Source organism: Paenibacillus sp. sg306046 (assembly GCF_059821225.1).
In genome coordinates this window covers 385,645-406,242 of sequence record NZ_JCAMRT010000002.1, presented here as the reverse complement: position 1 = coordinate 406,242, position 20,598 = coordinate 385,645, and the positions used below count along the sequence as shown (strand labels likewise).

The 20,598-nt window shown below is 56.0% G+C and carries 21 protein-coding genes and 1 other RNA gene; 3 read left to right on the top strand and 19 right to left on the bottom strand.

The genetic code is table 11. From position 1 onward, the window contains the following. Positions 1-233 precede the first annotated feature (233 nt). On the top strand, positions 234-1,361 hold the full coding sequence (locus AC6ROY_RS03680; protein WP_500098630.1) for a coiled-coil domain-containing protein: 1,128 nt from the start codon (positions 234-236) through the stop codon (positions 1,359-1,361). 81 nt (positions 1,362-1,442) lie between these two features. Here AC6ROY_RS03680 and AC6ROY_RS03675 read toward each other — a convergent pair whose 3' ends face one another. After that, complete coding sequence (locus AC6ROY_RS03675) at positions 1,443-2,777, bottom strand: PhoH family protein (RefSeq protein ID WP_500098629.1); 1,335 nt, start codon at positions 2,775-2,777, stop codon at positions 1,443-1,445. Between the two features lie 108 nt (positions 2,778-2,885). Here AC6ROY_RS03675 and AC6ROY_RS03670 point away from each other — a divergent pair, with 108 nt between their 5' ends. Beyond that, positions 2,886-3,437 carry a YhcN/YlaJ family sporulation lipoprotein gene (locus AC6ROY_RS03670; protein ID WP_500098628.1) on the top strand — a complete coding sequence of 184 codons (552 nt, stop codon included), beginning with the start codon at positions 2,886-2,888 and terminating at the stop codon, positions 3,435-3,437. A gap of 84 nt (positions 3,438-3,521) precedes the next feature. Here AC6ROY_RS03670 and AC6ROY_RS03665 read toward each other — a convergent pair whose 3' ends face one another. The 13 genes from AC6ROY_RS03665 to AC6ROY_RS03605 form a co-directional block, all read right to left on the bottom strand. After that, positions 3,522-3,737 (bottom strand): hypothetical protein, encoded by a 216-nt coding sequence (locus tag AC6ROY_RS03665; protein WP_500098627.1) that lies wholly within the window; start codon positions 3,735-3,737, stop codon positions 3,522-3,524. Positions 3,738-3,879: 142 nt separating this feature from the next. Further along, positions 3,880-4,158 carry a hypothetical protein gene (locus AC6ROY_RS03660; protein ID WP_500098626.1) on the bottom strand — a complete coding sequence of 93 codons (279 nt, stop codon included), beginning with the start codon at positions 4,156-4,158 and terminating at the stop codon, positions 3,880-3,882. A 7-nt stretch (positions 4,159-4,165) separates the two neighbouring features. Further along, positions 4,166-4,642 (bottom strand): hypothetical protein, encoded by a 477-nt coding sequence (locus AC6ROY_RS03655; protein WP_500098625.1) that lies wholly within the window; start codon positions 4,640-4,642, stop codon positions 4,166-4,168. A 17-nt stretch (positions 4,643-4,659) separates the two neighbouring features. After that, complete coding sequence (locus AC6ROY_RS03650; protein WP_500098624.1) at positions 4,660-4,932, bottom strand: YlaH-like family protein; 273 nt, start codon at positions 4,930-4,932, stop codon at positions 4,660-4,662. 101 nt (positions 4,933-5,033) lie between these two features. Beyond that, positions 5,034-6,881 carry a translational GTPase TypA gene (gene typA / locus AC6ROY_RS03645; protein WP_500098623.1) on the bottom strand — a complete coding sequence of 616 codons (1,848 nt, stop codon included), beginning with the start codon at positions 6,879-6,881 and terminating at the stop codon, positions 5,034-5,036. 171 nt (positions 6,882-7,052) lie between these two features. Next, positions 7,053-7,718: a TerC family protein gene (locus tag AC6ROY_RS03640; protein WP_500098622.1), complete on the bottom strand. Its 666-nt coding sequence runs from the start codon at positions 7,716-7,718 to the stop codon at positions 7,053-7,055. A 44-nt stretch (positions 7,719-7,762) separates the two neighbouring features. Further along, positions 7,763-8,980 (bottom strand): tRNA uracil 4-sulfurtransferase ThiI, encoded by a 1,218-nt coding sequence (thiI, locus tag AC6ROY_RS03635; RefSeq protein WP_500098621.1) that lies wholly within the window; start codon positions 8,978-8,980, stop codon positions 7,763-7,765. After that, positions 8,977-10,266: a cysteine desulfurase family protein gene (locus tag AC6ROY_RS03630; RefSeq protein ID WP_500098620.1), complete on the bottom strand. Its 1,290-nt coding sequence runs from the start codon at positions 10,264-10,266 to the stop codon at positions 8,977-8,979. The genes thiI and AC6ROY_RS03630 overlap by 4 nt, the downstream gene beginning before the upstream one ends. A 100-nt stretch (positions 10,267-10,366) precedes the next feature. After that, a complete protein-coding gene (locus AC6ROY_RS03625) occupies positions 10,367-11,059 on the bottom strand; it encodes a lytic transglycosylase domain-containing protein (protein ID WP_500098619.1) in 693 nt (230 codons plus the stop codon). Positions 11,060-11,275: 216 nt separating this feature from the next. After that, complete coding sequence (locus tag AC6ROY_RS03620; protein WP_500098618.1) at positions 11,276-11,761, bottom strand: hypothetical protein; 486 nt, start codon at positions 11,759-11,761, stop codon at positions 11,276-11,278. 48 nt (positions 11,762-11,809) lie between these two features. Beyond that, a complete protein-coding gene (locus AC6ROY_RS03615) occupies positions 11,810-12,019 on the bottom strand; it encodes a DUF1540 domain-containing protein (protein ID WP_500098617.1) in 210 nt (69 codons plus the stop codon). A 75-nt stretch (positions 12,020-12,094) separates the two neighbouring features. Continuing rightward, positions 12,095-13,234 carry a glycoside hydrolase family 15 protein gene (locus AC6ROY_RS03610; protein ID WP_500098660.1) on the bottom strand — a complete coding sequence of 380 codons (1,140 nt, stop codon included), beginning with the start codon at positions 13,232-13,234 and terminating at the stop codon, positions 12,095-12,097. A 100-nt stretch (positions 13,235-13,334) separates the two neighbouring features. Continuing rightward, entirely contained in the window at positions 13,335-13,835 is a 501-nt protein-coding gene (locus AC6ROY_RS03605; protein ID WP_500098616.1) for a YpuI family protein, read from the bottom strand. Positions 13,836-14,011: 176 nt separating this feature from the next. Between AC6ROY_RS03605 and AC6ROY_RS03600 the strand changes: the two genes are divergently transcribed. After that, the gene (locus AC6ROY_RS03600) at positions 14,012-15,919 is read left to right on the top strand and encodes a S8 family peptidase (RefSeq protein WP_500098615.1); all 1,908 of its coding nucleotides are present in this window, start codon (positions 14,012-14,014) and stop codon (positions 15,917-15,919) included. An 87-nt stretch (positions 15,920-16,006) separates the two neighbouring features. On the opposite strand, the gene rnpB is transcribed toward AC6ROY_RS03600, so the two are convergent. The 5 genes from rnpB to rpoD form a co-directional block, all read right to left on the bottom strand. Next, an RNA gene (gene rnpB, locus AC6ROY_RS03595) (RNase P RNA component class A) lies at positions 16,007-16,447 on the bottom strand. Between the two features lie 130 nt (positions 16,448-16,577). Beyond that, complete coding sequence (locus AC6ROY_RS03590; RefSeq protein WP_500098614.1) at positions 16,578-17,693, bottom strand: Nif3-like dinuclear metal center hexameric protein; 1,116 nt, start codon at positions 17,691-17,693, stop codon at positions 16,578-16,580. Further along, complete coding sequence (locus AC6ROY_RS03585; protein ID WP_500098659.1) at positions 17,657-18,469, bottom strand: tRNA (adenine(22)-N(1))-methyltransferase; 813 nt, start codon at positions 18,467-18,469, stop codon at positions 17,657-17,659. The genes AC6ROY_RS03590 and AC6ROY_RS03585 overlap by 37 nt, the downstream gene beginning before the upstream one ends. A gap of 2 nt (positions 18,470-18,471) precedes the next feature. After that, the gene (locus tag AC6ROY_RS03580; RefSeq protein WP_500098613.1) at positions 18,472-19,317 is read right to left on the bottom strand and encodes a hypothetical protein; all 846 of its coding nucleotides are present in this window, start codon (positions 19,315-19,317) and stop codon (positions 18,472-18,474) included. Between the two features lie 122 nt (positions 19,318-19,439). Continuing rightward, positions 19,440-20,564 carry an RNA polymerase sigma factor RpoD gene (rpoD, locus tag AC6ROY_RS03575; protein ID WP_500098612.1) on the bottom strand — a complete coding sequence of 375 codons (1,125 nt, stop codon included), beginning with the start codon at positions 20,562-20,564 and terminating at the stop codon, positions 19,440-19,442. Positions 20,565-20,598: the final 34 nt, after the last annotated feature.

Below are 20,598 nucleotides of genomic sequence, written 5' to 3'. Positions count from 1 at the left end.
TGGCCTGTCGGCGCAGCTTCAGCTTTCCGTTAAAGATACGCCTGCGTAGTCCAGCCAAGTGCATCAGGAAAACATGATGCCTGGATATGCTGTAAACTCCTGTTATCATTCTTTTGCTTCAACCAAAAGTATCGCTTGAAAATTTTTTAGGATCAGCAATTCCGTTAGAAAAATGTCATGTTTTCCCCTCTTCCGTGATAATCTGTACTTGAGAGGAATGGAGGGATGTCGAGATGAAAATTCGAGCCCGGTTGCTGACCGGACTGCTATGGGCCGTCGCCTGCCTGTCCGTCCTGCATCCCGCCGCCGCGATGGATCTGAAGCCGCGCGACACCGATTTATTGCAGCAAGGACTCACCCTGCATGAAATCGATCAGGAGCTGAAACGCATTGAGGTGCAGGAGGGCGAGCTGCAGAGCCGCATCGTGAAAGCTCAAGCTGATCTGACGGGCGCCGCCGCAGCGGTTCAGCATGCACGCGAGCATGCCGCCAAGGTTGTACGCGCTTATTACATGGGGGATCGCGATTCATTGTGGATGATGGTTTTCTCGGCCCGCTCCATCGCGGATGGACTGGCAACCTTCGAATATTTACAGCTGCTGCTCGGCCACGACCAACGCGCGCTTGACAAGCACCAGCTGGCGTACAAGCAGCAGCGCCTTGTGCAGACGGAGCTGGCTGAGGCCGGACAATCGCTGCAGAACGCGAAGCAGCGCTTCCTGCAGCAGCGTGACAAGCAGCTCGCTCTGCAAGCAGAGCTGGACAAGCAAATAGCCGCCCGCGCCCGCTCAGAAGCGGAGGCGGCCTCTCTGCAAGCGCAGATGCTGGAGCTGAATCGCCAATGGCAGGAGCAAGGCATGCCGTTGTTCAAATCGTATTTGCGCGAGCTGGCCCAAGCGATGAAGGAGCTGCCGCAGCATCTGTCCTCCGGCTCGCCGTCCGGCAAGCCCAGCAATATCAGCTTGTTTGACCAAGGGCTTAATTCCAGCTTCCAGCTGACCGACGGCGAGCTGAACGAATACTTGAAATCGCGGCATCCGATGTTCAGCCAGCTCACCTTCAAGTTTTTACCGGATCAAGTCGTCGCTTCCGGCATGCAGGAAGGAATGGAATTGTCGGTGCAGGGCGCCTACTCGCTCGCTCAGAAGGAAGACGCCAAGAGCAAAGCAAGGCATTTCATCCGCTTCACGATTACGCAGCTGAGCTTCAACGGCTTTCAGCTTCCGTCCACCACGATTGAGGCGCTGGAGAAGGACGTTGACCTGGGCATTTACCCGGACCTGCTGATGCCGATGCTTCAACCGACGGAGGTGCGGCTGGCGGAAGGGACTCTTCGCATTGTATTCAAAATTGCACTTTAAGCGCATAAACGCAAAAAACCTTCAATTCCCGTCCAAACGGGACATGAAGGTTTTTTGCGCTACATGATCCTATTCAGTTGCTTACAGCAGATCGGCCGCGAGCTGTGCCAGATGCGATCGCTCTCCGCGCTCCAGCATAATATGACCGCTGATGCTTTGCTCCTTGAACCGCTCCACCACGTAAGTCAGCCCGTTGCTCGAAGCATCCAGATAAGGATGGTCGATCTGCTCCGGGTCGCCAAGCAGCACGATTTTACTGCCCTCCCCGACCCGCGAAACGATCGTTTTGACCTCGTGCTTGGACAGGTTCTGCGCTTCGTCAATAATAATAAACTGACCCGGAATGGAACGCCCGCGAATATACGTAAGAGCTTCGACCTGAATACTGCCGAGACCGGCCAATATTTTATCAATGTCGCCCGTTTTTTTCGTATCGAACAAGTATTCGAGATTATCGTACACCGGCTGCATCCACGGACGCAGCTTCTCTTCTTTTTCGCCCGGCAAGTACCCGATATCCTTGCCCATCGGAACGACCGGCCGCGCAATGAGCAGTTTTTTGTATTTGCGCTCATCCTCGACCTTCATCAGCCCGGCCGCCAGCGTCAGCAGCGTTTTACCTGTACCGGCTTTGCCGGTCAGCGTCACAAGCGGAATATCGTCATTCAGCAGCAGCTCCAGCGCCATCCGCTGCTGGGCGTTGCGGGCCGCGATGCCCCAAACCGGATCATTGCTCAGGTACAGCGGCTCCAGCTTGCGGCCGTCCGCGTTCACCTTGAGCAGCGCAGACTTGCTGGTGCCCATCTCATCCTTGAGAATGACAAATTCATGCGGGTGCAGCGGATACGTCAAATTCAGCGCGCTAACGCTCAAGGAGCGGTAAGAATAAAACTCATCTATAATTGCCGGGTGCACATGCAGGTTCAGATGGCCGGAATAAATTTCATCCGCTACATTAACGACCCGATCGGTCAAATAATCTTGGGCCGTAATGCCCAGCACATCCGCCTTGATGCGCACAAGCATATCTTTACTGACCAGGACGACCGGCTTCGGGTCCGGTTTCTCTTTTTCCTCCAGATGGTAATTCAGCGCCACGGCAAGAATCCGGTTGTCATTCGTCGCCTCGGCAAATACTTCCTGCAGCTTCGCAAAGCTCTTATGGTTCAGCTCCACCTTCAGCTTGCCGCCGCCCGGCAGTTCAATCCCTTCGTACAAATAGCCGCCCGCCCGCAGCGTGTCGAGCATCCGGGATATTTGACGGGAGTTTCTGCCCAATTCATCGGCATTCCGCTTTTTCAAATCAATTTCTTCCAGGACTACCGCCGGAATAACGACATCATTATCATCAAAAGCATAAATCGCATTGGGGTCCTGCAGCAGCACATTGGTGTCCAATACATATATTTTTCTCATGCGAGTCCCTCCCAGGGTTAGGTGTTTGGCTCAAAGCGCATTACATAGTAAATAGCTTGTAAGGACAAACTAGCCAAAGCTGATACCGCAAAGAAAGGAATGATGATCATGATGAAGTTTGTCTCCGTAGTTCTGTTATTGTCCGCTGCGCTTGCAGGCTGCAGCTCCAGACCTATGCCCGGAGCCTCCCCGTCGGAAGCCGAAAGTTCAAGCAAGCAAGTGAGGGTACAGCAAACCGTGCCCCAGAAAAAAGAAATTAAAGATCAGCAGGCGGTTGCCGAGCGTCTGGAGCAAATTGCTACCAGCGTGCCGAATGTCGAGAGCGCCAACTGTGTGGTATTCGGCAATACGGCGATTGTCGGCATCAATGTGCCGCATACGATGGACCGGGCCAAGGTCGGAACGGTTAAGCTGTCCGTAGCCGAAGCGCTGAAGAAAGATCCTTACGGCGTAGACGCCTACGTAACGGCAGATATGGATCTTGGCCAGCGGCTGCATATGATCCGGGAGCAAATGCAAAGCGGCCGCGGCCTGAATGGAATGGCCGAAGAGATGGCCGCCATTATCGGCCGGATTATTCCGCAGATGCCGCGTGATGTCGAGCCGCGACCGGAAGAACCGCAGCAGCCAGGCACGCAACTGCCGAACCGTTCGCTGTAGCCATGCAGCCTCACAGCTGCTAGCGCCCGTACATTTCGGAGTCCAAAAAAAGCCTAGACGCAGGTAACGGCTCTAGGCTTTTCTTCATGGCGCAGCCATCGGCGTGTCCGACAAATTGGCGGCACCCGAAACATACGTCCTCTCATATTCAGATGAATGCACAGATTGACTTGCGGAAGCATGGAGACCACATTTAGCAGGCATGGGCAGCTCATGATCGGCCGTACGCAACGGCTTCAGCGCCTCTTGCTGCAAGTGCTTGGTCAATAGCTCGGAAAAAACGGGAATCGTTTCTGCCATAAGGTCTCCCTCCTGTGATCGGAATCACGGTGCTGCCTTTATTATACCATATGGCAGGTGGAACAGCTACTGACGACCATACCGACGTACACTCCCTTCACGCCCATTTAATCTAGTTTATCTAGGCGCCAGGAGATATATGTCATTCATTGTAGGCCGGGGTGGAATTTATATCCACCAGCAGCTGCTCGGCCAATTCACGCTCGACCCGCTTCTGCTTCATTTGTCCCGCAACCGTATATTCAATCAGATACACGTCTTCCTCTTCCTCACAGGTATACCCGAATTGCTCCAGGGCGTGATCCTCACGTAAAATCGTCACGAAAAAATCTCTCGTCTCGGCAGCCGCCCCATCCTGCGGACGCGCCGCGGCGACAAGACTGATTTGCAGCCAGTTAAACACGGCGTCTTCCAGCTTCATCCTCCGATCAATCCTCCTTCAGCATCATCACCTGACAGCCCTCAGCCAGCCAGGCCCGCATTGCAGCGTACCACCTTTCGGCTCCGGCCTCTTCCTGCACAAGCTCCAGCTTGGCCGCCGCATCAGCGGGTGAGAGCAGTCCGTCCATATAGGCAGCTGCGCAATGGGACAGCTCCCAGCCCAAATCCGCCGGAGCCAGCGGCTCTCCGCTCTGTTCCGCTTCCTCCGGGTCAGCGCCGCTCAGCAGCCTGATCGCAGCCGAGCTATCCAGCGCAAACGGCAGCTCATCCGTTCCGCAAGTCAGAGCCGCAGCGTCCGATAACAGCAGATGCGCCTTAAACGGCAGCAGCAGCCGCGGATGCACCGCTTGCAGCGAGCGGCTGAACCGGCTGCGCAGTTCGTCCGGCTCCAGCGCAAGACGTTCGCCGCCCAGCACGACTCCTTGTTCATCCGGCCGAAGCGGCGTCAGCCAATAGACAGACATGCTGCTCCCTCCTCCGCTTACTTCTGCTTCCGCTCCCGCTCCTGGACAAAATAACGAATTCGCACCATAAGCATCATACCAACCGCCACCGACAAGCTGATAATGATCGGCAATCCGGCGAGCTGAAAAAAGAGCAGCATCACCGAGCCAAGCGCCAGCATCAAATAAATAATCGCGTCCTTCAACAGCGGCAGCTTACGCGCCCGGAACACTTTATTATATACATAAGTAATCAGCACAAAAATCAGAATGTAAGCGATCCAGGGATGCTCACGAAACCAATCGGTCAAAGCCGTTATACCTCCTTAGCGGGGTTAAGCAGCGCTCCTACACTGCGAAGAAAAGCTCTGATTGCTCAGAGCTTCCCCGTTTTTTTGCAGTTATACCAAGCTTACGCGTTAGCTTCGGACATTTTGCGGTTTTTCTCCGCACGCTCGCGCTCGCTCTTGTTGAGAATTTTTTTGCGAAGCCGGATCGACTTCGGTGTAATTTCACAATATTCATCGTCGTTCAAATATTCCAGCGCCTGCTCCATCGAGTGGATGCGCGGCGTCTTCAGCCGGACTGTCTCTTCCTTCGTGGCGGAGCGTACGTTCGTCAACTGCTTTTCCTTACAGATGTTGACGATAATGTCCGTATCGCGGTTATGCTCGCCGACGATCATGCCTTCATACACTTCTGTACCCGGGTCCATGAACAAAATGCCGCGATCTTCAACCGACAGCATGCCGTAGAACGTCGATGTGCCGGTTTCACTGGACACAAGCACGCCTTCATGACGGCCGCCGAGGCCGCTTCCCAGATAAGGACCATAGCTGTCGAACGCATGGTTCATCACACCGTAGCCGCGTGTCAGCGTCAGGAAGTAAGTCCGGTAACCGATCAGACCGCGAGCCGGAATCAGGAACTCCAGACGTACGTTGCCGTTGCCATTGTTGATCATATTGACCATCTCGGCTTTACGTGTTCCGAGACTTTCCATGACCGAACCCATGCTGTCCTCCGGCACATCAATAACAAGACGCTCAATCGGCTCCATCTTCTGGCCGTCGATTTGCTTGATAATAACTTCAGGCTTGGATACTTGCAGCTCGAAGCCTTCACGACGCATATTTTCGATCAGAATGCCGAGATGCAGCTCGCCGCGGCCGGATACGATAAAGGCGTCCGGGCTGTCCGTTTCATCAACGCGCAGCGAAACGTCTGTTTCCAGTTCCTTGAACAGGCGCTCGCGCAGCTTGCGCGATGTGACAAACTTGCCTTCGCGGCCTGCGAACGGGCTGTTATTTACGACAAACGACATTTGCAGCGTCGGCTCGTCGATTTTCAGCACCGGCAGCGGCTCCGGATGAGCCGGGTCAGCCAGCGTTTCACCGATATTGATGTCCTTGATGCCGGAAATCGCAACGATGTCGCCTGCTCCGGCCTGTTCGATCTCCAGACGCTTCAAGCCCTGGAAGCCAAACAGCTTCTCGATTCTTGCCTGCTTCACTTGTCCTTCGCGGTTAATGACCGCAATCGGCTGACCTTGGCGCACGACACCGCGATTGACGCGGCCGATTGCGATCCGGCCCAGGTATTCGTTGTAGTCCATCAGCGTAACGAGGAATTGCAGCGGCTCCTCCACATTTTCCGTTGGGGCCGGGATATGGTTGACGATCGTTTCATACAACGCCTGCATGTTGTTTTCCTGCTTGGCCGGGTCCGGGTCAAGGCTGGACGTCCCCATCAGGGCCGACGCATACGCAACCGGGAACTCCAGCTGGTCGTCATCAGCGCCCAGTTCGATGAACAAGTCAAGCACTTCATCGACAACTTCGCTCGGACGGGCATTCGGGCGGTCGATTTTGTTCACAACGACGATTGGCGTCAGATGCTGCTCAAGCGCCTTGCGCAGCACGAATTTCGTCTGCGGCATCGTGCCTTCGAAAGCATCGACGACCAGCAGCACGCCGTCAACCATTTTCATGATCCGTTCCACTTCGCCGCCGAAGTCGGCATGTCCCGGCGTATCGACAATATTAATCAAGAAATCCTTGTAGTTGATTGCGGTATTTTTGGCCAAAATCGTGATGCCGCGCTCCCGCTCCAGGTCATTGGAATCCATAGCCCGTTCCTGTACGGCCTCGTTGTCGCGGAACGTTCCGGATTGTTGCAGCAGCTTGTCGACGAGCGTTGTTTTGCCATGGTCAACGTGAGCGATAATGGCAATATTACGGAGCTTTTCTCTTGCATGCATAAGTGTACAAAATCCTCTCTTCTGGTTTGGCTGTCCAGCCCGTTCATCAAAGAAGCGTCGACCACCGAAGCGCCGACGCTAGCATTCGTTTTTCATTATACGTGCGTTTGGGTCAAAAGGCAAGAAACTATCGGCGCTTCACGCCGATTTTACAAATGCTTTCGCTCGCCGCTAGACGTGCCGGGGCGTGATCAGCTTCTTGATCAGCCCGCTGGTCAGCACGATCACCGTCGTCACAAGCGGCACAATATAGTGCGGGATGCCGCCAAGCACCCAATCGGACACCTTCGTATCGGCCAAAAACATTTCACCGGCGGTAAAGCCCAAAATGCCCGCTCCGAGAAACACAAGCACCGGAAATTTTTTCAACAGCTTCACGACCAGGTTGCTGCCCCAAATAATAATCGGGATGCTGAGACCGATGCCCAAAATGATGATGCCAATCTCGCCCTGCGCCTTGGCCGCAATCGCCAGCACGTTGTCCAGGCTCATCACAAAATCCGCCAAAATGATCGTGCCTACCGCTTTGCCAAGCGTAGACGCCTGCTTCACATCGGCGTGCCCCTCATCATCCACCAGCAGCTTGATGGCGATCCACAGCAGCAGCAGCGAGCCGACGCCTTGAATGTAAGGAATATCCAGCACATAAACCGCTGCAATCGTCAGCACGACACGCAGCCCGATCGCGCCAAACGCGCCCCACCAAATCGCCTGCCTTCGCTGCTCGGGAGGCAAATTTTTGCTCGCAAGCGCGATGACGACCGCATTGTCGCCGCTCAGCACAATATTAATCAGCATAATTTCAAAAAACAGCAGCAGACTATCCCAAAACATCATGAACGGCCCCTCCGTAAGCTCAAAATTTGACCTGGCCGGCAAGCTTAAAACAAGGAGGCAAAGCGGTCATGCGCCGCTTGTCCCCGCTCAATCCACACCGATTCCGTCCGGGATACCGCATCCTCAATCGCTTCCTCCAGCCATGGCATGCTGCGTTCGATGCTGCGAATGACGTTCAGATTCGGATTGGTGCTCGGACTCGGCGGCAAAAATAACGTACAGCAGTCCTCGTACGGCAAAATTGAAAGCTGAAACGTATCAATCGCTTCGGCAATCGGGATAATCTCCTTCTTCTCCATGCAGATCAACGGCCGCAAAATCGGCAGCTCGACCGACCGCCCGATGACATCCAGGCTTGGCAGCGTTTGGCTTGCCACCTGGCCCAGGCTGTCGCCTGTAATGATCGCACCCGCGCCGGATGCTTCGGCCAGCTTCTCGGTAATCCGGTACATCGCCCTGCGCAGCAGCGTAATGAGCAAATTATCCGCGTAGGCCGCATGAATGCGGGTTTGCACCTCGGTAAACGGCACCATATGCAAACGCACCGAGCCGCTGAAGGCCGTCAGCTTTTCGGCCAGGTCGCGCACCTTTTGCTGGGATTGCTCGCTTGTGTACGGGTAGCTGTGGAAATGGACCGCCTCAACCTTCAAGCCTTGCCGCATCGCCAAATAACCGGCGACCGGGCTGTCAATGCCGCCGGACAGCATCAGCATCCCCCGGCCGTTAGAGCCATACGGAAAGCCGCCTGCCCCGGCGTCTGTGCGGGCATACAGCCAAGCGCCTTGCCCGCGCAGCTCCACCTTCAGCTCAATGTCCGGGTGATGGACATCGACGCCGAGGCCAGGCATCGCCCGCAGCACAGCGCCGCCGACGATCCGGTTCATTTCCTGCGAATCATGCGGAAACTGCTTATTTACCCGCCGTACCGTCACCTTAAATGTCGCCGGACGCGGATCAAGCTGCTGCATCAACAATGCGGCGGCCTCCTGAATGCGCACAGAGTCCAGCTCTACTGCAAGCGCAGGGCTAATGGAGGCTAGGCCAAAAATACGGCGCAGCGGCTCCAGTATTTGTTCATAAGCTGCGCCGTTCAGATGCAGTACAATGCGGCCAAATTCACGCTCGTAGGTGATCGCGGGGTACGGACGAAGCGCCCGCCGTACCTGCTCGTACACCGTTTTTTCGAACCGGTGTCTATTTTTTCCTTTCAAGACCAGTTCACCATAGCGGAGAATGGCCATCGTTGCGCTTGCAGTGTTCATCGTCTTCTTCCTCTCCTGCCTGCCGAGGCCGCTTGCGGACGCAGCCTCCTCATCACTTCCTGCAACGCCCGGTCAAATGCAGCCGCGGTTGCCGTCGGCTCCTGCTCAGCCGAGAAGCTGATCCGAACGCCGCCGCGCGCAGCATCCGTCTCAACTCCCATGGCGAGCAGCACAGGGCTCGGCTCCTCGACGGCCGAGGAGCAGGCCGAGCGGGCCGATACATAGATCCCCTGCTGCTCAAACGCATGCACGAGCACCTCTGACTTCATGCCCGGATATACAAAATGGACAATATGCGGAGCCATTTCAGGTTCGTTTGCAGCATTTGCAGCGTTTGCAGCGTCTGCCATGTCAGAAGTGGTCGGCGTGGTTACCGCACTCTTCTCGGGATTGCCTGCTGTGGCTGCGCCGACAATTCCGGCAGTGCGGGCAGCCCCGGTCACCCGCAGCTCCGGGAACCGGGCGATCGCTTCAATTAAACCGTCGCGCAGCATCGCTGCCTGTGCAGCCGCGGCGGGCTGCTGCTGCACGGCCAGCCGGATCGCTTTGGCCATGCCGACAATTGCAGCAACATTTTCCGTACCGGAGCGCCAGCCGAATTCCTGCCCGCCGCCATGCAGCAGCGGCTCCAGCTCCAGCCCGGCGCGCACATACAGCAGCCCGGCCCCTTTGGGTCCGCCCAGCTTATGCGCAGATACGGACAGCAAGTCCGCTCCCAGCTCGCCCGGCACAACGGGCAGCTTGCCGAGCGCCTGAACCGCGTCCACGTGAAATAACGTTTTGGGACGGCTGCGCAGCAGCTTGCCCACTTCATGGACCGGCTGTACGCTGCCTGTTTCATTATTGACAAACATCAGACTGACCAGCACCGTATCATCCTTCAGCGCGGCTTTCACCGTCTCAAGCTCGACATGGCCTGTACCGGACACGGGCAAATACGTGACGCGGAACCCCTCCCGCTCCAGTTGCCGGAAAACCTCCAGCACAGAAGGATGCTCAATTACGCTTGTCATAATATGATTCCCCCGATGGCGGTGCTTGTACACCACGCCCCGAATCGCCGCGTTATTGCTTTCCGTGCCGCCCGACGTAAATCGCAGCTCTTCGGGACGGCAGCGGAGCAGCTCGGCCACCGTTTCCCTGCTGCGCCGGAGCAGCAGAGCACTTTCCAGCCCAAGCCGGTGCAGGGAGGACGGATTCCCATAATGCTGGCGCATCACCTCGGTCATCGCCGCGATCACGTCGGGATGCATCGGCGCAGTCGCCGCATAGTCCATATATAACAACTTATTGAACCTCGCTTCCAATCATTACTCATCTGCAGAAAAACAAAACCAATCCTCTCGTTTTTCGCTAAACGAAAACCGGGATTGGTCTATAAGGACATTATTCGATAACAAAACCATTTTGCAGCTGCTGTACTTTGCTTACATAGTTCTGCGTTTCGGACGGCAGCAGATGCAGCTTGTCCAGCAGCTCGCGGTCCGTGCGAATGCCTAGCCGGTCGACCCGGCCGGGGCCTGCATTATAAGCAGCAAGCGCAACGGCTTCATTGCCATTGTATCTCGATAACAAATTCGATAAATAACGTGTGCCGCCTGCGATATTTTGAGCAGGGTCGAACGGATTCGTGACGCCAAGTCCTGCGCCTGTCGCATCCATCAGCTGCATCAAGCCTTTGGCTCCGGCCCGGGAAACAGCTTGCGGATTAAAGGAGGATTCAGCTTCAATCACAGCTTTGACCAGACTGGACTGGACACCATAGGTTTGACTGGCTTCCTGAATCAAGCCGTCATATTCCGTAGGCTTGCTTGCACCCAGCAGCGCTGACGGATAGGAGGACCAGTCTTGAGGCATCGGCATGGCCGCACGAGACGAAACAGATGCTGCGCGGCTCGCGGCGGTTTGCTGTGCCGCTTTCGTGGCAAGCAGTCCTTCCAGCAGACTGCCAAAGCTTTGCGCTTGTTCGGAGGCTGGCGAAGACGACGCTTCCGGCGACGCGGCATTAGAAGCAGCTCCGACACGCGCTGACTGTTGACCTGCTTTGTACACATCCGATCGGTCGATCTGAATAGTCATTCATTTTTCCCCTTGGCAGCTATAGTAGATACATCCATTGTACACCCTTTTCAGTTTGCCAGCTACCCTGAATTTGTAAGAAGCAGGAGATCGGATGAGATCAGATTCGCCGGCTGCTCTCTGCTGCCGTATGCCTCACAAGCGATTGCCACGAACGCAAAAAAGTCTCCTTCCCCACGTCGCTTCGTGAGAAAGGAGATTGATTTGGGACTTGCCCTACGACACCCAGAGCCTCAGCAAGACAGCACCCGCCAGTGCCAGCAGGCCAAGCGCCAGCGACCAGCCGCCCAGCTTGCGTTGACCTCGCCAGTAAGCCCATGCGCCAAGTCCCATCCCCGCAATCGCAAGCGTAACCGGGAAAATAAACAAGGCAAGGGTTGACAGCAGCAGCGCTGCATAGCCGAGCCAAATCGTCCAGCCAGCCGCCGTGCTGCTCGCTTGATGCCAGGACTCAGCCGCTTTCCAGGCCCGGGCATCAGCAAGCTGCCGCCGTTGTAAGCGTTCCGCAGCCGCTGCCGTCTTTCCAAGCCGCTGCGCTTGCCCGGGAAGGCCGGTCATGCCGGCCTCCGCTGCAAATTCCGTCAGCTCATCGCGATGACGCGCCTCCTGCTGCAGACGCTGCAGCTTGTACCGGTGCAGCGCCGCTTCCGAGCGCGTCATGCCCGCGGAACGTGACGCCTGTCCTCCAAGCTTCCGTTTCATCCGGCAACCTCCTTGTGTGTAGGAACGTCTGCACCTGCACCTGAAAAATTACTTGGATGATTTCGGCTTGAAGGTGTGGCAACAGGTGTTACCCGCGCTTGCAGCCTTGTCTTGATGCTCGTCGAAGTCGGCTGCAAATTCAGTATCGAAGTCGACCTTCGCATGCTGGTCCACGTCGATCATAATGGCGTTGGCCTGGCATTTATTGCCTTGCGACCAAAAGCTGCAATTGGATACGCTGCACTTCACATCTGGCATTGTCATCACCCCCGTAAACAGGTTGCCCGCCTGCCAAAGGGGGTATTCCTGCCAACGTCGGACCAATCGCTCTATTTACCCTCTACTCCCAGACTCCCCGCGCAAATGAACCTCCAGCACCAGAAACATCGCATGCGACCAAAGCAGCGGCGAAGCAGGCGGTCCCCAGCGGCTTACCCACGCTTCATAACCGCTCCGGTCAGCCAACGCATCCGGCACCTGTTCAGGCAGGCGCCCCAGCGAGTCGGCCTTGGACGCGATCCAGCGTAAGGCCTGCTCGGCCGTTTCCCGCTTTCCTTGGGCCAGCGCCACCCAGCCGTACCACGCCGTCAGCAGCAGCCATTCGCCGCCGCCATAATACGTATCGCCGACATAGCGGCGAATGCCGCCTTGCTCCGTCCGCAGCTCCGCGCCGATCCGGTCGAAGGTTGCCCGCATCACCGGGTCATCCGGCGCAAATACGTGAAACGGCTCGCACAGCCAAAGCAAGCTGGCATCCACCCCTTCATGGCCAAACTCGTATTCGACCCGGCCCTCCGGATAGCGGGGACGCAACGACTTTACTAGATAACCGTCCGGATGCACCGCATGCTGCAGCAAAAATTGCCGGATTTGCAGGCAGCGCGAAGGCAGCTCCTTGCCCTCCAGCTCTGCAATGGCAGCCAAGCCGCCGTAGATGCAGGCGAGCGTCGCCGGATGCACAAAGTCGCTGTACTCTTCCCAGCAGTCAAAATTCGTATACTCCCAGAATGCATCCAGATAATCGACAACCGCTTGCACTGCGCTGCGGTATGCTTCCGGAATCGAGCTTTGCCCGGTCAGCCGCAGATGCTCGCCCAACGCCCACAGCCAGGTGCCGTAGCCGTCAAGCTGAAAATGCCCCCATTCGGAATGCTCGTCATCCCGGCCGTCCAATTGATACCGCGTATGTAAAAAATCTCGCCGCTCGATATATTCCCCTCGATTTTTGCGGCTGATCAGCTCTTCAATTTGCGGACGCTTTCGTTCAATAATGCGGCCTACCCAGCGATGAAACAGCTCGGCGCTTTCAGACCGCCCAGCCAAATTCATACTATAGGCAATAAAGCTGCCATCCCGCAGCCAGCTGAATCCGTAATGCGCGAACAGCGGCGAAGCCGTATAGCCGCCCTCTGCATGCTGGTTCCAAGTAATCAAGCGGATGCTGTCTTCAATCAACGGGTGCATTTGTTTCATTTCCGGCACAGCGCTCGACATCCTCTCTTTTGTACAATTGTAAAGAAAAAAGAGATGCTGGCAGCATCTCTATGATCATCCTGTTAAGCTATGCAGAAATTTATACTTTCTCGCCTTGCATCCGCTTTTGCGTAATATAATCCGTTTCGTAATAAGCCAAATCCTCACGCAGCGTCTCGAAAATTTTCGATAGCTCGATCGTCAGGTCGCGCAGCTCGCGGATCGGCTTTTTGCGGAAGCGGATCGCATCTTGTCCAGTGTACGCGTAACGTCCGTCCTCCGAGTAGCACTCATGCTTCGGATAAAAAAAGCTGTTAACGGAGCTGTGATACACATCATACAGCACTCTCTCGGAGTAATCGAGGTTGAAATTCGGACGGCGCAAAGCAACGCCCAGCTTTTCATACGAAACCTCGGAGAACACAAGCAGATGCCGGGTATCGGTAAGGTAGCCTTTATAGAACTCCTCCATAGCCGGATCGTTCTCGGCGTTAAGAAGCTGTAGGGAGCTTTGATTCAAAAACTGTTCCATTTTGGCGATGGCTTCGCTCAGTTTCGCTCTTGTCGATTCGCATAAGTTTTTAACGTGTTCAACAGCCATAGCGGGAAAGACCTCCTCAACATATAACCAACTTGATTTTAATAAATCGTAAATGACGCTACTTGTATCGTACCATAAATTGCTCAGGTTTGCGATGGGTAACTTTACTGCTGATGCAGAGCCCCCATAGAGGGCATAGTACACCTACAAGAAAGCTCAAGCAGGAGGTCACGTTTATGCGAAAAATTACATGGTCCATTGCTCTCGTGTTACTTGGCACGCTGCTGCTGTTTCCGCGCGGAGACCGGCGGGCCGTGCCGGAGACGCGTCCGGAAGCGATGTCGGCGCATACGGAAATGCAAATGAAGCAAGCGACGATGAACCAGGACCTGGCACGTACAGACGAGCTGTGCCGGCTGCAGTGCAGCTACGCGCTTCGGCGAGTCAGCAGCGAGCTGGGGCAAACGGACGGCTCTGCAGCCGCCGTGTTCAAGCAGCTGACGGCTCTGCAGCAGGACCATCCGCATATGGAATGGCTGCTGGCGGCCAAACGCGGGGAGCCGCTGCGTGTCAACGATGCGGTCGGCCGTTTGCCTCAGCAAATTCAAGGTCAGCTGCAGCCCCACATCGAACAGGCCGGGAACAGCTTGAACGCCGGAGCCGCCTACCAGTCGCCTCCGCTTGAGGCCGACGGCCATCGCTATTTTGTGCTGGGTGAGCCGTCCGCCGACGGCAGCCGCGGCATCATCGCAGTTGTTCAGCAGCATATTTTAAGCGAGGTGGCCGAGCATCAGCGTAAAAATTTGCGACTGGTCCCTTATCCAGCGGAAGGACGCTACAAAATTGAATCCGTGGATTCAGAAACGCTGCGTGATGTGCATGTCGATCATCCGGAGGATAACGAGGGAACAAGCCATTACCATAAAAACCAGATTGTCGTCAAATTCAAGCAAGAGCCGGACGAGGCCAAGCTAGCCGAAATCAAACGAGACATTGCCGGCGGCACTGTTAAGAAGCTCGGCTACACGTATGTATTTGAGTCGGACAAGCTGGAAGCGAAGGCATTAATGGATTACTTCCGCAAGCATGATGTCGCGTATGCCGAGCCGCATTTTTTATACTTGACCAACTCGGCGCTTCACACTACCGTGCGCATGACCGAAACGGCCGACAACCAGGCTTTTCAGCCCAATGACGCGCTTTATCGCCGTTACCAGTGGAATTTGCCGCAAATCGAAACCGAGGCCGGCTGGTCGATCACGAAAGGCTCGGACAAAATCACGGTAGCCGTTGTTGATACTGGCGCGGATTTGTCACATCCCGATTTGAAAAACCAGCTGGTCAGCGGCTTTAATGTCGTTAACCAGGAAGCTCCGCCTCAGGATGACGTCGGTCACGGTACCCATGTAGCCGGGGTAATCGGGGCGCTCGTGAACAACAATCTCGGAGTTGCAGGCATGAGCTGGTACAATCGGGTTATGCCCGTCAAGGTGCTGGACGCAACGGGCGCAGGCAGTACGTACGCGGTTGCCCAAGGCATTATCTGGGCCACGGATCATGGCGCCAAAGTGATCAATATGAGCCTCGGCAATTATGCCGACGCCGAATTTCTGCATGACGCGATCCGATACGCATTTGACCGCGATGTTGTACTGATTGCAGCCAGCGGCAATGACAATACACAGCGGCCCGGTTATCCTGCTGCCTATCCCGAGGTGTTTGCTGTTGCAGCAGTGGATGCCGATAAAAACAAAGCGTCCTTCTCCAACTACGGCGATTATATCGACGTCGCGGCGCCTGGCGTCAGCATCGCCAGCACGTACCCGCATAATCAATACGCCGCCTTGTCCGGCACGTCGATGGCGAGTCCGCATGTCACCGCGCTTGCAGCGCTGATCCGCTCGGCAAACCCGGAGCTGAAAAATACCGAGGTCATGGACCTGATGCGTAATACGGCCCAGGATCTTGGCCCAACCGGCAAGGATGACTATTACGGGCACGGGTTAATCGACGTCGCCCGCGCTCTGCAGGCCGCTGTGCCCCATGCGCAAGGCCAGCAGCAGCAAGCGGCGTCCCCCGCTCAAACAAAGCTGGGCGCCTCTTGGTCAGGCTGGCTGCGCACGCTGTTCGGCACGTCGCAATAACACTGTGGGCAAGTATGAAAAAACAAAGAAACCGCCCTATGAGGCGGTTTCTTTGCACATTGCCAAGCATCGGTTAGCGGTTGGCTGAAAGAAAGCTTGCCGTAAGCCGGGTTCTGTGCTTCCGGTGGTCGTAGCGGGAGCCACCCTGCCACTATGGAAGCGACAATCATCTATCTACGCCAGACATTGCTGCCTGGCTCCAGCGACCAACCCGAACGCGTCCCGGGCCGGGACTGTCTCTCGAAGGAGACCAGCGTTCCATTAGGTCTTGCTCCAGATGGGGTTTACCAGGCACCATGTCACCATGGCTCCTCGTGGTCTCTTACACCACGGTTCCACCCTTGCCTGTGAGGCCGCCCCTGCCGCGCACCGAAATGCGAGACGGGCTGCAGCGCTCCATCGGCGGTCCGTTTCTGTGGCACTAGCCTTCAACTCGCGTTGACTGGACGTTATCCAGCATCATTGCCCTATGGAGCCCGGACTTTCCTCTCGCGGCGCGAAGCCGCCAGCGATTGTCTGTCAAACTTTCTTTTGCAACAGATGCATTTGCTAGTATACAAGGATTCCGTGCAAAACTCAAGCGGCTAATGCTGCCTGCCGAGGAAGCTCGCTTTCACAAAACGCGACGTTACGTAGCAAGCGACTTTCCAATCGCGCTTTAGACAAAACGAAACGGCTCCGTGTTTACGACGGACGCGATGACACGCGTGCCCCAGTTGCGGCTGTCCAGCTTGCGCTGTAAATAATCGGCGATGCCCTGCTTCATAATTTTCTCGACATTATGCCCGGGATCAATCAGAGCAATGCCTGCAGCAAGCGCGTCATGGGCGGTGTGATAGTCGATATCTCCGGTAATCAGCACATCGGCGCCGGCAAACATTGCCGCACGCACATACCGGCTGCCGGAGCCGCCAAGCACCGCCGCCTTGCGGATCAGCCGATCCGGGTCGCCGACGACGCGCAGCATCGGCACCTCGTAAGCGACTTTGACCTGCTCGCACAGCTCGCGCAGCGTCACGGGCGTCTGCAGCTTGCCCGCCCGGCCAAGCCCGAAGGTGCGGGTTTTCAAGTCCAGCGTATACAAATCATAGGCGACCTCCTCGTACGGATGCGCCTTGAGCATCGCCTGCACGACCCGCCGCTCGGCGCTTTGCGGCACAATCGTTTCAATCCGCATTTCCTGCACCTGCTCCAGCTTGCCCGGACGGCCGGTATACGGGATCGTTCCTTCTCCCGGCTTGAAGGTGCCTACGCCCTCCAGATTAAAGCTGCATTGGCTATAGTCGCCGATTTGACCCGCCCCAGCTTCAAACATCGCTGACCGTACTTTGTCCGCATGGTCGACCGGAACAAACACCACCAGCTTCTTGAGCTTGTCGGTGTGGACGGCTTCCAGCGACTCAGCCACCTGCAGCCCGATCGCCTCCGCCATCATATCATTAATGCCGCCATCGGCTACATCCAGATTCGTATGAGCGATATAAACGGCGATATCATGCTTGATCAGCTTCTCATACAAGCGGCCTGCAGGCGTATCCGTCTGCAAATTCGCCAGCGGGCGGTAAATAATCGCATGATGGGCGATAATCAGATTCGCGCCTGCGCGGATCGCTTCGTCCACGACCTCCTCCGTCACATCCAGAGCAACGAGCGCGGCCGGAATTTCCTTTTGCAGCGTACCAAGCTGCAGTCCGATTTTATCGCCTTCCACGGCGTACGATTTGGGCGCCAGCTCCTCTAGCAGCTGAACGACGGCTTGTCCTTTTGCGTACATGCGGCCAATACCTCCTCGATCCGATTCATTTCCAGCCGGAATTCCTGTTCGCGCAAGCGGGCTGCTTCCGTATCCGAACGCCCCAGCTGGGTGCATACATGCTCCAGCTTATCCAGCTCCAGCCGCCACTTCATGAGCCATACATCGGATGCGGCGCGAATCAAATACGGCCCCAGCTTCAGCAGCAGCTCCTTGTCCGCCACCGGACCTCCCGCCAAAGCAAGCGGTTCATACAGCCGCTGCGCTTCTACCCCGGCGGCCGCATCCACTGCCAAGGAACCGTCAGCCTGCGATAATTCCGAAGGAGACAGCGCCGTTAAAATTTCGTATATTTTGCCGTCTTCCTCCAAAATATGCTCGGCGGCAAGCTGCCAGCCATGCTCCAGCAGCCAGCGGCGCACGGCATCCTCGCCAACATTCGGCTGCAGCACAAGCCTGCGGACACCGGCCAGCTTCGCTTGACCCGCCTCCAAAATCGAAGCGATCAGCGCCCCGCCCATGCCCGCGATGGTGATGACATCGACCTCGCCCGGCTCCAGCACGGCCAAGCCGTCGCCGAGCCGGACGGAGATACGCTGCTGCAAGCCCGCCGCGCGAACCTGCCGCGACGCCGCCTCGTAAGGACCGGCATTCACCTCGCCGGCCACGCCGCCCGTAATCAGGCCCCGCTCAGCCAAAGAAGCGGGAAGCAGCGCATGATCGGAGCCGATGTCCGCCAGCCGACTCCCGGCCGGTATCTGCTGCGCAATAAATTCCAATCGTTTTGATAACTTGATAATCACAATACCCACACCGTCCATTTTTTGCGCCAAGCGAACAAAATGATGGCCTGAACGCACATTTTACCAAGCAGCAGCCATTGCAAGGTCTGCATGCCGTACTTCTCGGCATACAGCATACCATACAATTCCGGCATGTACCAAACGATCAAACCAAGCAGAAAAAACACAAGTCCGATCTGCTTGCTGCGCTCATGCACCATCCACGACATCCAGCAGAACAAAATCGCCAGCGGCGTCCAGCTCAGCTCCAGCGTCGGCCAGTCAAGCGTGTCAAGCTGGTGGTGCAGCAGCCACCCATAGCAAAATACAAGCACGACCCAGCCGCATAGCTGAAACAACGCAAGCCGGGCCGCAAGCCCGGTTACGATCCAGATCAAACTTGTCATAAACACATAACCGACCACAGGAACAGGCGCTTCAATCCCATGCAGCTTCATCAAATATACCCCGATAAACAGCAGGAACAAGGAGGCCATGCCCAGCAAAATTTGCGCGGCCATCGGCTCCTTTTCCCGCTTCGAGCCGCCCCATACGTAAAGACTGCCTAAAATAATGAATGAAATACCCATTTGCAATGGTAATTCAAAAGCGTTAAAATTAAGAGCAGCAAAGGACAAACCGCCAGCGAGCAGCAAGAGTAGAACCCATATTTTCCAATTGCTGTTTCTGATTGCTGAAGAGGATAGCCCCATAAGGGTCGGCCCTCTGGATTCGCCGCTTGCCTTATGCTGCTCGGCATCTACATAAATGTTCAGCAAAAAATCGCAGTATTGCTCCGGCAGCAGCCGGCTGCGACGCCAATGCTCGATTTCGCGCACAATCAGCTTCTTTTTTTCATCCATACGCGACAATTCCCCCAAGCCATGTCATGTTCTTCCATACTTTATCGGCCGCCGGGACATAAAAAATTAGACCTTGCTGCGGGCGGCCGCAGAAGGTCCAATCGGTTTATTGCGGGGCTATGCTACTCCAGGAAATCCTTCAACCGCTTGCTGCGGCTTGGATGACGAAGCTTGCGAAGCGCCTTCGCTTCAATCTGCCGTATGCGCTCACGGGTAACGCCGAACACTTTGCCGACTTCCTCCAGCGTTCTCGTACGGCCGTCGTCCAGCCCGAAACGCAGACGGAGTACATTTTCTTCCCGTTCGGTCAACGTGTCGAGCACATCCTCCAATTGCTCCTTCAGCAGCTCATAGGCCGCCGCATCGGCAGGAGCCAGCGCCTCCTGGTCCTCGATAAAGTCTCCCAGATGCGAATCGTCTTCCTCGCCAATCGGCGTTTCCAGCGATACCGGCTCCTGGGCGATCTTCATGATCTCACGAACCTTCTCGGTGCTGAGATCCATTTCCTTGGCAATTTCTTCAGGCGACGGCTCACGGCCCAGCTCCTGCAGCAATTGTCTCGACACCCGAATCAGCTTGTTGATCGTCTCCACCATATGTACCGGAATCCGGATCGTCCGCGCCTGGTCGGCGATCGCCCGCGTAATCGCCTGACGAATCCACCAAGTCGCATACGTACTGAATTTGAAGCCTTTATCATGATCGAACTTCTCGACCGCCTTGATCAAGCCCATGTTGCCTTCCTGAATCAAGTCCAGAAACAGCATGCCACGTCCGACATAACGCTTGGCGATGCTAACGACGAGCCGGAGATTCGCTTCAGCGAGACGGCGCTTGGCCTCCTCGTCTCCCTGCTCGATGCGCTTTGCCAGCCCAATTTCATCCTCAGCGGACAACAACGGCACCCGGCCGATTTCCTTCAGGTACATCCGAACCGGGTCATTGATTTTAATGCCTGGCGGCAGCGACAGATCATCGTCGAAATGGAACTCGTCATGCTCCCGCTCCATCCGGCCGCCGCCCAGCTCTTCCTCCTCGTCGGATTCATTGCCGACATCAATGCCCATCTCCTGCAGCTGCTCGAAAAACTCGTCAATTTGCTCGGGGTCCTGGTCGAAAGGCGCCAGCTTTTCCATAATCTCTTTGTACGTAATGGCCGAACGTTTCTTTCCTTGTTCGATCAATTGTTCTTTCACTTGCTCCAACGTCAACTCTGTCTCTATTTCCGTCCGTTGATCGTTCGCCATTTTCCAACTCCCTCCTCCCTGGAAACACCCGAAA

Bases quoted from the DNA above. Each gene is read 5' to 3' on its own strand.
- typA (WP_500098623.1), bottom strand. From the start codon at position 6,881: ATGCATGCAAGAGAAAAGCTCCGTAATATTGCCATTATCGCTCACGTT.
- AC6ROY_RS03615 (WP_500098617.1), bottom strand. From the start codon at position 12,019: ATGCCAGATGTGAAGTGCAGCGTATCCAATTGCAGCTTTTGGTCGCAA.
- AC6ROY_RS03675 (WP_500098629.1), bottom strand. From the start codon at position 2,777: ATGAGAAAAATATATGTATTGGACACCAATGTGCTGCTGCAGGACCCC.
- thiI (WP_500098621.1), bottom strand. From the start codon at position 8,980: ATGAACACTGCAAGCGCAACGATGGCCATTCTCCGCTATGGTGAACTG.
- AC6ROY_RS03660 (WP_500098626.1), bottom strand. From the start codon at position 4,158: ATGAAGCTGGAAGACGCCGTGTTTAACTGGCTGCAAATCAGTCTTGTC.
- AC6ROY_RS03670 (WP_500098628.1), top strand. From the start codon at position 2,886: ATGATGAAGTTTGTCTCCGTAGTTCTGTTATTGTCCGCTGCGCTTGCA.
- AC6ROY_RS03640 (WP_500098622.1), bottom strand. From the start codon at position 7,718: ATGATGTTTTGGGATAGTCTGCTGCTGTTTTTTGAAATTATGCTGATT.
- AC6ROY_RS03620 (WP_500098618.1), bottom strand. From the start codon at position 11,761: ATGAAACGGAAGCTTGGAGGACAGGCGTCACGTTCCGCGGGCATGACG.
- AC6ROY_RS03605 (WP_500098616.1), bottom strand. From the start codon at position 13,835: ATGGCTGTTGAACACGTTAAAAACTTATGCGAATCGACAAGAGCGAAA.
- AC6ROY_RS03590 (WP_500098614.1), bottom strand. From the start codon at position 17,693: ATGTACGCAAAAGGACAAGCCGTCGTTCAGCTGCTAGAGGAGCTGGCG.
- AC6ROY_RS03625 (WP_500098619.1), bottom strand. From the start codon at position 11,059: ATGACTATTCAGATCGACCGATCGGATGTGTACAAAGCAGGTCAACAG.
- AC6ROY_RS03600 (WP_500098615.1), top strand. From the start codon at position 14,012: ATGCGAAAAATTACATGGTCCATTGCTCTCGTGTTACTTGGCACGCTG.
- AC6ROY_RS03665 (WP_500098627.1), bottom strand. From the start codon at position 3,737: ATGGCAGAAACGATTCCCGTTTTTTCCGAGCTATTGACCAAGCACTTG.
- AC6ROY_RS03680 (WP_500098630.1), top strand. From the start codon at position 234: ATGAAAATTCGAGCCCGGTTGCTGACCGGACTGCTATGGGCCGTCGCC.
- AC6ROY_RS03610 (WP_500098660.1), bottom strand. From the start codon at position 13,234: ATGAAACAAATGCACCCGTTGATTGAAGACAGCATCCGCTTGATTACT.
- AC6ROY_RS03580 (WP_500098613.1), bottom strand. From the start codon at position 19,317: ATGGATGAAAAAAAGAAGCTGATTGTGCGCGAAATCGAGCATTGGCGT.
- rpoD (WP_500098612.1), bottom strand. From the start codon at position 20,564: ATGGCGAACGATCAACGGACGGAAATAGAGACAGAGTTGACGTTGGAG.
- AC6ROY_RS03655 (WP_500098625.1), bottom strand. From the start codon at position 4,642: ATGTCTGTCTATTGGCTGACGCCGCTTCGGCCGGATGAACAAGGAGTC.